We start from the raw sequence: 11892 nt of genomic DNA on the forward strand, positions 1-11892 counted from the left end.
GATTTATCCCCGGCGCGCCTTGCTCGCGGCTGCATGCTGCCGTGTCCCCCTGGGCGTGCCCGGCTCGACCAAGAAGGGACGCCCATGACTGCGATAGGCCAGGACAGCCTGAACACCCGCTCGACGCTCGACGTCGACGGCAAGACCTATGACTATTACAGCCTCGCCAAGGCTTCCGAGCAGCTCGGCGACATCAGCCGCCTGCCCTTCTCGATGAAGGTGCTGCTGGAGAACCTGCTGCGCTTCGAGGACGGCAAGACCGTCACGCGCGAGGACATCCAGGCCATCGTCGACTGGCAGAAGACCCAGCGTTCGGACCGCGAGATCCAGTATCGCCCGGCCCGCGTGCTGATGCAGGACTTCACTGGCGTCCCTTGCGTGGTCGACCTCGCCGCGATGCGCGACGCGATCACCAAGCTGGGCGGCGATGCAGCCAAGATCAATCCGCAGGTCCCCGTCCACCTCGTCATCGACCACTCGGTCATGGTCGACGAGTTCGGCACGCCGCAGGCCTTCGAGGATAACGTCGACCTCGAATATCAGCGCAACATGGAGCGTTACGAGTTCCTGAAGTGGGGCTCCAAGGCGCTCGACAATTTCTCGGTCGTTCCGCCGGGCACCGGCATCTGCCACCAGGTGAACCTGGAATATATCGGCCAGGCCATCTGGTCCTCGACCGAGAGCGGCGAGCACGCCAAGGGCGGCGCGACCATCGCGTACCCGGATACGCTGGTCGGCACCGACAGCCACACCACGATGATCAACGGCCTGGGTGTGCTCGGCTGGGGCGTCGGCGGGATCGAGGCGGAAGCCGCGATGCTGGGCCAGCCCGTGTCGATGCTGATCCCGGAAGTCGTCGGCTTCAAGCTGACCGGCAAGCTCCAGGAAGGCATCACCGCCACCGATCTGGTGCTGACCATCACCCAGATGCTGCGCGCCAAGGGCGTGGTCGGCCGCTTCGTCGAGTTCTATGGTCCTGGCCTGTCGTCGATGACGCTCGCCGACCGTGCGACGATCGCCAACATGGCGCCCGAGTACGGCGCGACCTGCGGCTTCTTCCCGATCGACGACAAGACGCTCGATTACATGCGCCTGACCGCGCGTTCGGACGACAATGTTGCTCTGGTCGAGGCGTATGCCAAGGCGAACGGCTTCTGGCGTCATGACGATGCCGCCGACCCCGTCTTTACCGACACGCTGGAACTCGACATGTCGACGGTCGTCCCGTCGCTGGCGGGTCCGAAGCGTCCGCAGGACAAGGTCGTGCTCACCGAGGTGGACGACGTGTTCAACGCCGACCTCGCCAAGGTGTACAAGAAGGACGCCGCCGTCCGTGTCGCGGTCGAGGATCGCGCCCATGACATCGGCGACGGCGACGTCGTGATCGCGGCGATCACCAGCTGCACCAACACCTCGAACCCGAGCGTGCTGGTCGCCGCCGGCCTGGTCGCCCGCAAGGCGAATGCGCTGGGCCTGAAGCCCAAGCCCTGGGTCAAGACCTCGCTCGCCCCCGGTAGCCAAGTCGTCACCGATTACCTCGACAAGGCGGGCCTGACCGCCGATCTCGACGCGATTGGCTTCAACCTGGTCGGCTATGGCTGCACCACCTGCATCGGCAATTCGGGTCCGCTCGCCGAGCCGATCTCGAAGGCGATCAACGGCAACGATATCGTCGCCGCCTCGGTCCTGTCGGGCAACCGCAACTTCGAGGGCCGCGTGTCGGCCGACGTCCGCGCCAACTTCCTCGCCTCGCCGCCGCTGGTCGTCGCCTATGCGCTGAAGGGCACGGTCACGCAGGACATGCGTGAAACGCCGATCGGCCAGGGCAAGGACGGCCAGGACGTCTACCTCAAGGACATCTGGCCCTCGAACGAGGAAGTCCGCAGCCTGATGGATGCGAACATCGACGACGAGATGTTCCGTTCGCGCTATGGCAACGTCTATGCGGGCGATGCCAAGTGGTCGGCGATCGAAGTCACCGGTTCGGACACCTATGCTTGGCCCGCCGCTTCGACCTATGTCGCCAACCCGCCCTATTTCGAGGGCATGGAGATGACGCCGAAGCCCGTCACCGACATCATCGAGGCCAAGCCGCTCGCCATCCTGGGCGACTCGATCACCACCGACCACATCAGCCCGGCCGGTTCGATCAAGGCCGACAGCCCCGCAGGCACCTTCCTGCAGGAGCATCAGGTCGCCAAGAAGGACTTCAATTCGTACGGCGCGCGTCGTGGCAACCATGACGTGATGATGCGCGGCACCTTCGCCAACATCCGCATCAAGAACGAGATGGTCCCCGGCGTCGAAGGCGGCATGACGAAGTACGAAGGCGAAGTGATGCCGATCTATGACGCCGCGATGCGTCACAAGGCCGACGGCACGCCGCTCGTCATCGTCGCGGGCAAGGAATATGGCACCGGTTCGTCGCGCGACTGGGCGGCGAAGGGCACCAACCTGCTCGGCGTGCGGGCGGTCATCACCGAGAGCTTCGAGCGTATCCACCGCTCGAACCTGGTCGGCATGGGCGTCCTGCCGCTGCAGTTCGCAGACGGCGTGACCCGCGAGACGCTGAAGCTGGACGGCTCCGAGAGCTTCACCATCCAGGGCGTGGCTGGCCTGCGTCCGCGTCAGGATGTCGAAGTGATCCTGACCCGCAAGGACGGCTCGACGGAGACCTTCCTGACCAAGTGCCGCATCGATACCGTCAACGAGCTGGAATATTTCCTGAACGGCGGCATCCTGCAGTACGTGCTGCGCAACCTGGCGGCGTAAGCCGTTCAAGGAGGGCGGGTCCGTCAGGCCCGCCCTCACGGTTATGCAAGAAGACCCGCTCGGAGCGATCCGGGCGGTTTTTTTATGTCACGCGAAGCCGCGACGCCGCGAAGAGAAGAATAGGTTCGCGCGGAGACGCGGAGAGTTTGACCTTGCCGCGCCAGCGGCCCTTCAGCCTCAATGATAGAGTCATAGGAGTGCGCTGCCGCGCGGGCTGTCTCTCCGCGCCTCCGCGTCTCCGCGCGAGCAAAAGCCTCTGCGCCTCTGCGCGAACCATCTTCGCGTCATCGCGGCTTCGCGCGAACTATCAGAGGGAGCAGGCGGAAAGCACCCCTACCACCCGCCAAGAGTAGGAACCCCATTGGACAACGGCAGGTAAGGACTTCTGACCGCCCGCAACTGGACCCCGGCCTTCGCCGGGGTGGAGCAGAAAAACGAGGAAGCGGCCTCAGTCCACCCGCTTCGATTTGCGCAGGGCGGTTTCGCGCTCCAGCCGGTCGAGCAGAGTCTCGATCGACTCGTTCGCCCGGTCGGGGAGCGGCAGGGCCGCGCCCTGTTCGACCGGGGCGGGTTCCCGCATCGGCGGCAGGGGCATGGGTTCGGGCGTCAGCGGTGCGACCGGACGGACCGGCGAGCGCGGGGCGGACAGGATCGCGTCGGGATCGAACGCCGCCAGCGGCTGATCGAGATCGGCGGGCAAGGTCCGCTCGACGATGTCGTCTTCTTCTACGGCGGGGGGCGGCGGCGCGCCGAGCTCGGCGGCATGGAGCGGGCGGCGCGGCGGCGCGTCGGGATGCCGGTCCGAACGGCGGACGCTCGGCACGTAATCATCGTCGTCCTCACGCTCGACGGGCACGCGCTTGGCAAGCAACCCGCCCGGTCCCCAGAGAAGATAGGCGATCGCCCAGCCGACCGCGCCCGCCCCGATGCCCGCCGCCACGGCAAGGATCAGCCGCGCCTTGGTGCCCAAGGGCGGCTGTGCAGCGGACAGGATATCGGGCAGGCCCAGCTGGCCGACCAGCGTCTCCAACCGCCAGTCGGGTGCGACCAGCACCAGAAAGGCCAGGAACACGCCGATGGCCCCGCCGATCCAGGCAGGGGCAAGGCGATAGGGAGAGGGCGTGGCGGTGAATGTCATGGCCGTTTCGTCGCCGCCTTCTCTAGCAAGCGCTGGTAAACAGGTTCGTAACGCCGAATGTTCGACGCCCAATTCCGTTCTTTTTCAACAAACGCCCGCCCCGCATCGCGCCGCCCCTCCCAGATCGACCGATCGGCCAGCAAGCCCGCCAGCGCGTCGGCCAGCGCCACCGGGTCGTCCGGGGGAAACAGCGTGCCGGTCCGTCCATCCTCGATCAGCTCGCGGTGCCCGCCGACATCGGACGCCGCCACCAGCCGCCGCTGCGCCATGGCCTCTAGCGGTTTCAACGGTGTGACCAGATCGGTCAGCCGCATCTTCTTGCGCGGATAGGCGAGCACATCGACCAGGCCGTAATAACGCTCGACCTCCTGATGCGGCACGCGTCCGACAAAGCGGATCGCATCGGCGACGGGCGACGCCTCGGCCTGGGCGCGTAGCGCCGCCTCCATCGGACCACCGCCGACCAGCAGCAGCCGCGCGCCGGGCCGGGCCGCGACCAGCCGAGGCATGGCGGCGATCAGGTCGTCCAGCCCCTCATAATCATAGAAACTGCCGATGAAGCCGATCACCTCGGCCCCCTCCAGCCCCCATTGCCGGGCGAGCGCCTCGTCGCGCGGGGCGGGCTGGCCGAACAGGGTCAGGTCGACGCCATTGGGCGACACCACGATCTTGTCGGCGGGCAGCCCACGCGCGATCAGGTCGCCGCGCAACCCCTCGCAAATGACCGCGACCGCATCGGCCCGGCCACAGGTCCAGCCCTCCAGCGCGCGGGTGGCGCGGTAGCGCGCGCTTCCCTCGACCCCGGTGCCGTTGCCGACCGCCGCATCCTCCCAAAAGGCGCGAATCTCATAGACGAGCGGCAGGCGGTGCCGCCGCGCGACCGCCAGCCCGGCCAACGCGTCGAGCACGGGGGAATGGGCATGGAGGATATCGGGGCGGAACGCCTGGACCGCCCGCTCGATGGCCCGGACATGCGCCGCCAGCCCGGCCAGCTCTCCCAGTGCCCCGCGCGGCCCGAACCGACCCGCCGCCGCCGTGCGATAGAAGGTCAGCCCGTCCAGCGTCTCGACCTCACCCGCCGCGCCACCCTGGCGCGGACCGGTCACCGCCGCGACCGCGTGCCCTTCGGCCCCTTGCGCTTTCAGGATGGCGCGGGTGCGAAAGGTGTAGCCGCTCTGGAGCGGCAGGCCATGGTCGAGGATGTGCAGGATGCGCATGACGATGCACCTGTCATGCCAGCCCTTAACGCCGCGTCAACCACCGGTTTATAAGCATCGCCGACAGCGACCGGCGTCAGCAGGAAAGGACGGGCGATGATCGACAGCTTTGCCCTTCTCCTGACCCATGGCCTGATGCTGATCGCGGCTTGGCGCCTGTTGGGACGGCGCGACCTGGACCAGGAGGGAGACGCGCGCCCGACCGACGGCAAGCGGCTGCGCGGGAAAGGGGCGCGCCCCGATGCGTGACCTGTTCCTGATCGGGTTCCTGTTCAGCCTGTTCGCCATGGGGCTGCGGCGGCCGTTCCTGCTCGTCCTCGCCTATATCTATATCGATATCGTCTCGCCCCAGCGGCTGACCTATTATCTGCTCAACACCGTGCCGATCTCGCTGATCGCGGTGGTGGCGGCGGTGGGTGCCTGGGCGCTGGTCGACGACAAGCGGGACAGTCGTTTCACCCTGCGGCAGGGCGCGATCCTACTGCTGCTCGGCTATTGCGCCACGACCACCTTTTTCGGCGCGGACTTCCCCGTCGAGGCCAGGGACAAGTGGGACTGGGTATGGAAGGCGCTGGCCTTTGCGGTCTTCCTGCCGCTGACGCTGCGCACCCGGCTCAGGATCGAGGCGCTGCTGCTATTCATGATGCTGTCGCTCGCCTCGATCGTCATCGTCGGCGGGATCAAGACGCTGTTCAGCGGCGGCGGCTATGGCGAACTGAACCTGATGGTGACCAACAATACCGGTCTCTATGAGGGCAGCATCATCTCGGCGGTCGCAATTGCGGCGATCCCGGTTATCCTGTGGCTGATGAAGCACGGCACCATCTTTCCGCCCGATCGGCGGGTGCAGCTGTTCGGGTCGGGGCTGATCTTCGCCTGCCTGCTGATCCCGGTCGGCACCTCGGCACGCACGGGGCTGCTCTGCATCGGCCTGCTCGCCATCCTGATGCTGCGCGAGGTCAAGCGGCGGGTCCTGTATATCAGCGTGCTGGCGGTGGCGGGGCTGGCGGTCGTGCCGCTCCTCCCCTCTTCCTATACCCAGCGGATGAACACCATCCGCACCTATCAAGGCGACGAGTCCGCCTCGACCCGGCTGGCGGTATGGAAATGGACCTTGGACTATGCGACGTCCAACCCGTTCGGCGGCGGGTTCAATGCCTATCTGCAGAATAGCCTGCGTTATGACCTGACCAAGGTCGAGGGCACCGCGCACAATGCCACCATCGAGAAACAGGTCACCACCGACCGCGCCCGCGCCTATCACTCCAGCTATTTCGAGATGCTGGGCGAACAGGGCTGGCCGGGCCTGTTCCTGTGGCTGGGCATCAATGTCGCGGGGCTGCTCAGGATGGAGGCGCTGCGGCGACGTTATCGCAAGGCCGACGATCCGCTCTATTGGGGCGGGCGGCTGGCGGGCGCGCTCCAACATGCTCACCTGATCTATCTGCTGGGCGGAGCGTTTGTCGGGATCGCGTTCAATCCCTTTCTCTACCAGCTGATGGCCGCGCAGATCGGGCTGGACACCTATCTCGCCCGACGAACCCGCGAGGCGCGGTTGAAGCCACCGCCGGGTCGCCGTCCTTTGCGGCCAATAGAAGAGCCGACCGCCATTCCTCCGCTATAAGGACATCGTTGCAGAACGTGCCGCACCATCCCGGCGAAGGCCGGGACCCAGTTGGGGAATCGTCAGTATGTCGCTCGGATTATGCCGCAACTGGACCCCGGCCTTCGCCGGGGTGGAGTGTGAGAGGAGTGGTAGCCCACTTTTACAGCGATCCTCCGTAAGGGGAGGAAAGCAGGACCATCTTAGAACTTCCGCGCCGTCGGTGTGATGCCCGGCCCCAGGATATTGCCCCGGATCACCAGCGGCTCGCCCGACCAGTTGCCGACGAAGACCGGCTTATAGTCCGCCCCCGGTGCCAGTCGCGCTCGGTTGTTTTCGACCACCAGCCCGGAGGAATCATTCTTCGCCCCCTCCGGTCCGACGGTGATCAGGGTCGAGTGATTGTCCTTGTCGCGGCCGTCGACAAACTCGTTGCCCGCAATCCGCCCCTTCGCGCCATTGGACAGATCGATCATATAGTTGGTCATATGGCCGTGGCTGTCGTCGAAGCTGCTGTCGAGCACCTCGACATAAGGAGCACGCGTCTTGACGTAATGACCGCCCTGCCCGCGCTCGAACCGGCAGTTGGTGACCTTCAGGCTCTTGTAGCGGCCCATATAGATGCTGTGTGCGCCGTAACCGGTCGGATCGTGGCCCAGCCCCGAAAAGGTCGAGTGATCGACGACGACCGTGCCGTTCGGGTCCTCGGCCGACAGGATGCCCGACTGGCTGTCGAGGAACATCGCATTGCTGACGACCAGCGGCCCCTTTTCGATGCGGATGCCCGCGCCGTTGCCGTCGCCCACCTCGATATGGCTGAAGACGATACCCTCCACCTGTGCGCCGCGCCCGCGCAGGACCAGCGCCGCCTTCCCCTCGCAGGCGATGCGAGTGAAGATCACCTTGCCCGGCTCGGTCGCGGTGATGGTCACGCGCCCCGCATTCTGCACCGCGCATTCGCGGTAGGTGCCCGGCGCGATGCGGACCGTGCCCTCGCCGTCGCCGATCGCGTTCAGCGCATCCTGAAGGCTCGCAAAGCCGCGCCCGCCGACCATGAAGGGCTGCGTCGTCCCTTGCGCCAGCGCGACGCCGGAGGTCAGACTGAGGAGCAGCAGCGGAACCAAACGCATGGCATCATCCTGAAAAACAAGCGGGCGCCGCATCCTGCCACGCACGATGGCCAGATGCGACGCCCGAGATCGTCCCGTGCTGGGATCAGGCTTCTTCGGTCTCTTCCTCGTCGGCCAGTTCTTCTTCCAACGCGGCCAGGATCGCCTTGTTGAAGGCGGGGATGTCGTCCGGCTTGCGGCTGGTGATCAGGTTGCCGTCGACCACAACCTCCTCGTCAACCACATCCGCGCCCGCATTGGACAGGTCGGTGCGGATCGAGGGATAGCTGGTCAGGCGGCGACCATCGATCACATCGGCCTCGGCCAGCAGCCAGGGGCCGTGGCAGATGGCGGCGACGATCTTGTCGTCCTCCATGAACTCGGTGACGATCTCGACCGCGCGCTCGTTCAGGCGCAGCTTGTCGGGGTTGCAGGTGCCGCCCGGGATGACCAGCGCATCGTAATCGTCGGTGTCGACCTCATCGACGGTCAGGTCGGGCGTCGCGGTCTCGGCCTTATTGATATCGCCCTCCATGCCCTGGATCGGGTCGGACTTGAGCGAGGCGAGTTGCACCTTGGCGCCTGCGGCCTCCAGCGCCTTGCGCGGTTCAAAAAGCTCGACGGTCTCGAAACCGTCGGCGGCGAGCATCAGGACGCGTGCCTGGGAAAGATCGGCCATGATGGAAAACTCCTGTCGGGAAACGCCTCGGGGGAAAGGCTCTTGCAGAACCACCGACCGCATCGGCCGTTCCGGAACGAAGCGACCAGCGACGCATTTGCAAAGATGACCCGAGAGAGAGCGATGGCCACCCGATTAGTCTATTGCGACGACAGCAAGCCCGGCATCACCCGAACCAAGGTCCGGGGGAAATGGGCCTATTGGACGACCAAGGGCGATCGGATCACCGACGCCGAAGAGATCGATCGGCTGAACAAGATCGGCCTGCCCCCCGCGTACAAGGACGCCTGGTTCTGCCCGCGCGCCAATGGCCATATCCAGGCGGTCGGCTGGGACGAGAAGGGCCGCAAGCAATATCGCTATCACGCCGATTTCCGCGAGGCACAGGACGCCGCCAAATATGAGCGTTGCGTCGATTTCGGCCATGCGCTCCCCGCCCTGCGCAAGCGTGTCGAAGCGGACTTGAAGAAGCGCGGCCTGTGTAAGGAGCGCGCGGTTGCCGCCGTCGTCCGGCTGCTCGACAACGGCCATTTGCGGGTGGGCAACGAAGCCTATGCCGCGACCAACAAGAGTTTCGGCGCAACGACGCTGCGCAAGCGCCACGGACAAGTGAGGGGCACGACGCTGCGGCTGCGCTACCGGGGCAAGTCGGGCAAGATGCGCGACCTGACCCTGACCGACCGTTCGCTCGCCAGCTTCGTGAAGCGCTGTCAGGATTTGGACGAACAGCATCTCTTCGCCTGGGTCGATGACGAGGGCGAGGCAAATCCCGTCTCCTCGTCGGACGTCAACACCTATATCCGCGAGGCGACGGGCTGCGATTTCACGGCCAAGCATTTCCGCACCTGGGCTGCCAGCGTCGCCGCGTTCGAGGCGCTGGCACTGGCCGAGGCGGACCTCAGCCTGAAGGCGATGCTGGAGCCGGTCGTCGAAAAGCTTGGCAACACGCCCGCCATCGCGCGCAAATCCTATGTCCACCCCTCGCTGATCGCACTCGTCAAGGATGGGCAGGCGGCGTTTCGCGAAACACTACGCCTGCCCCGCGCCCGCGCCGGGCTGTCGCGTGTCGAATGCGGCCTGATCGCGTTTCTCGAAGCCGGAACCCCGGCGACCAAGGCGGCCTGACCGCCCCGATTTCCAAGGAGTCCCCATGGCGAAATCCTCGCCCAAGGCGCCGATCTTCGACGGCTCCCGCATCCCCGATCAGGTCAGCGGCATCATCAACGCCACCTCCTGGTGGGTACAGCATTACTGGCTGAAGGTGCTGATCGCGATCGGTTTCGGCGCGGTCATCGTGCTGGCGCTGCTCTGGGTGCGCAAGCTGGGAGACAAGCTATGTAGCCGCCCCGGTTTTGCGGGCGGCTGGGGCGTGATCCTGGGCCATGCCATCGCGCGCACCAACCTGTTCTTCATCGTCACGCTCGCCGCGCAACTGGTCGCGGGCTATGCGGGCGCGCCGGGCGAGGTCGCCAAGACGATCAGCTTCCTCTTCACCATCGCCAGCACCTTCCAGGCCGCGATCTGGGCGCGCGAGCTGATCCTCGGCACGATCGAGCATCGTACCCAGTCCGAACATTATTCGGGCGAGGCGCTGCTGTCGGCCATGGGGCTGATCCGTCTACTGGTGACGGCGGTGCTGTTCGCTATCGCGCTGGTCGTGGTGCTCGACAATCTGGGCGTCAACGTCACCGGCCTGGTCGCGGGTCTGGGCGTCGGCGGTATCGCCATCGGTCTGGCGGCGCAGGGGATTTTCGGCGACCTGTTCGCCGCGCTCGCCATCATCTTCGACCGGCCGTTCCGGCGCGGCGACAAGATCGCCTATGACAACACCAGCGGAATCATCGAGGCAATCGGCCTGAAATCGACGCGCATCCGCGCCTTTACCGGCGAGTTGCGGATCATCTCGAACCGAAACCTCCTGGACAAGGAAATCCAGAACCAGACGGTGCGCCAGCATGTCCGCCTGTCGTTCATGATCGGCGTCGCGTACGAGACTTCGCCCGAGACCCTGGCGCGTATCCCCGCCCTATTGACCGAGATCGTGGAGGGCGAAGGCGGCAAAGTCGCCCGCGCCGGGTTCGAGAGCTTCGGCGCGTCGAGCCTCGACTTCGCCCTGCAGTTCGACGTTCCTGGCGACGACTGGGCCACCGCGCACGACCTGCGCAATCGGGTGCTGGTCACCCTGATGAAGCGGTTCGCGGCCGAGGGGATTTCTATCCCCTACCCCACCCAGACGACCTATACCGCCGCGCCGGACGGGACGCTGGTCATGCCCTATCCGCAGGTCCAGCCGGTCGAGGTACATCAGGCCGCTGGCGGCTGATCCTCGGCGGACTTTGGCACGGCCGGAGCCTCTGAGGATGGGGCGTTCGGATGCTCAGCTTGCAAGGCGGTATCAGCGGGGGCCGCTTCGACCTCCCCGTCCTGTTCAGCCTCCTTCCGGCCAAACAGCTTACGCCCCCAGCGCATCACCGCCATGCCCGCCGCGACGATCAGGACGATGAACTTCTTGCCGAAACCCAGGATGATCGCGAGCAGCCCGAGCTTCTTGGCCGCCGCCACGCCGACACCCGCCGCGACCAGACCCGCCAATCCATATTCGGCCGTCTTGTCGGTCGAGGCGTCATAGTCCGCATAGGTCTCGCCCCGGTCGAAGCTCGCCGCGCGCCCGAATTCTGCCGCCGCCGCGCGCACCTCGGGCAGATGCGCCATGTCGGAGACCATGTTGAGGCTCAGCACGCCGCGCCGCCCGAGCAGCCGCACGTCATAGTTGAGCGAGTCCGGCCCCTTGCTGCCCTCGAACTTCAGCTGGCGGGCCCAGACCAGCGAATGGTCCTTGGCGTCGTATGACGGCGGCTGGGCCCAGCCGACGATCTGAACCGCCGAAAAGCCTTGCTTCTTGCGCTCTTCGTTCCGCTCCTTGGCGGCGTCGCGCATGTCGGACAGGACCTGATCGTAATCCTGCTCGGAGGCGTCCTTGTCGCTAACGTAACCGGTGTCCTCATAGGTCACGACCGCGCCCCAGACATTGTCCGACGTCGTGGTCCCCTTGGGAAGGACCAGACCCAGCACGTCGCTGACCGCATCGGCCGGGTTGCCCCAGACCTGGGTCAGCACCTTCTTGGCATCGTCGGCGGGCAGGAAATAATAGCGATCACCCAGATGCAGCGTCGCCTTGGCCGGGGCGATCACGACATCGCCGGTCTGCTTGTGCAGGCCCTGTTCGAACGCGCGCAACTGCGCCTCGGCACTGTTTGCCGTGGGCGCCGGATCGGCCGCCATCGCGCCGCCAGACCAGCTGCCGACCACCAGCATCAGCGCCACTGCAACGGCGCGCGTTCTCCGCCAATTCATCATTCCCCCCTCGCCCGCCC

Annotated in this window: 10 protein-coding genes; 5 read left to right on the forward strand and 5 right to left on the reverse strand. The window is 65.9% G+C overall.

Translation table 11 applies throughout. From position 1 onward, the window contains the following. The first annotated feature begins 84 nt into the window (after nt 1-84). Nucleotides 85-2772, forward strand: a complete 2688-nt coding sequence (gene acnA, locus SSA01S_RS09870) for an aconitate hydratase AcnA (protein WP_061780271.1) — start codon at nt 85-87, stop codon at nt 2770-2772. 448 nt (nt 2773-3220) lie between these two features. Here acnA and SSA01S_RS09875 read toward each other — a convergent pair whose 3' ends face one another. Further along, complete coding sequence (locus SSA01S_RS09875; protein ID WP_061780272.1) at nt 3221-3910, reverse strand: hypothetical protein; 690 nt, start codon at nt 3908-3910, stop codon at nt 3221-3223. Beyond that, nucleotides 3907-5127 (reverse strand): TIGR04063 family PEP-CTERM/XrtA system glycosyltransferase, encoded by a 1221-nt coding sequence (locus SSA01S_RS09880; protein ID WP_061780273.1) that lies wholly within the window; start codon nt 5125-5127, stop codon nt 3907-3909. Before SSA01S_RS09880 ends, SSA01S_RS09875 begins: the two co-directional genes overlap by 4 nt. Nucleotides 5128-5223: 96 nt before the next feature. Here SSA01S_RS09880 and SSA01S_RS19805 point away from each other — a divergent pair, with 96 nt between their 5' ends. Further along, complete coding sequence (locus SSA01S_RS19805; protein ID WP_167348907.1) at nt 5224-5376, forward strand: nucleoside triphosphate pyrophosphohydrolase family protein; 153 nt, start codon at nt 5224-5226, stop codon at nt 5374-5376. Continuing rightward, entirely contained in the window at nt 5369-6751 is a 1383-nt protein-coding gene (locus tag SSA01S_RS09885; RefSeq protein ID WP_061780274.1) for a putative O-glycosylation ligase, exosortase A system-associated, read from the forward strand. Before SSA01S_RS19805 ends, SSA01S_RS09885 begins: the two co-directional genes overlap by 8 nt. Nucleotides 6752-6933: 182 nt before the next feature. Here the strand turns inward: SSA01S_RS09885 and SSA01S_RS09890 are convergent, their stop codons facing one another. Together SSA01S_RS09890 and SSA01S_RS09895 are read right to left on the reverse strand one after the other, a co-directional pair. After that, complete coding sequence (locus tag SSA01S_RS09890) at nt 6934-7860, reverse strand: right-handed parallel beta-helix repeat-containing protein (RefSeq protein ID WP_061780286.1); 927 nt, start codon at nt 7858-7860, stop codon at nt 6934-6936. An 85-nt stretch (nt 7861-7945) separates the two neighbouring features. After that, a complete protein-coding gene (locus tag SSA01S_RS09895) occupies nt 7946-8518 on the reverse strand; it encodes a type 1 glutamine amidotransferase domain-containing protein (protein WP_061780275.1) in 573 nt (190 codons plus the stop codon). Between the two features lie 123 nt (nt 8519-8641). Here SSA01S_RS09895 and SSA01S_RS09900 point away from each other — a divergent pair, with 123 nt between their 5' ends. Together SSA01S_RS09900 and SSA01S_RS09905 are read left to right on the forward strand one after the other, a co-directional pair. Then, a complete protein-coding gene (locus SSA01S_RS09900; RefSeq protein WP_061780276.1) occupies nt 8642-9643 on the forward strand; it encodes a DNA topoisomerase IB in 1002 nt (333 codons plus the stop codon). A gap of 25 nt (nt 9644-9668) precedes the next feature. Beyond that, nucleotides 9669-10841, forward strand: coding sequence for a mechanosensitive ion channel family protein (locus SSA01S_RS09905; protein WP_061780277.1), 1173 nt, complete (start codon nt 9669-9671; stop codon nt 10839-10841). Here SSA01S_RS09905 and SSA01S_RS09910 read toward each other — a convergent pair. Continuing rightward, on the reverse strand, nt 10823-11875 hold the full coding sequence (locus SSA01S_RS09910) for a DUF2167 domain-containing protein (RefSeq protein ID WP_240954996.1): 1053 nt from the start codon (nt 11873-11875) through the stop codon (nt 10823-10825). The genes SSA01S_RS09905 and SSA01S_RS09910 overlap by 19 nt on opposite strands. Between the last annotated feature and the right edge of the window lie 17 nt (nt 11876-11892).

The organism is Sphingomonas sanguinis NBRC 13937, assembly GCF_001591005.1.
Classification (GTDB): Bacteria; Pseudomonadota; Alphaproteobacteria; order Sphingomonadales; family Sphingomonadaceae; genus Sphingomonas; species Sphingomonas sanguinis.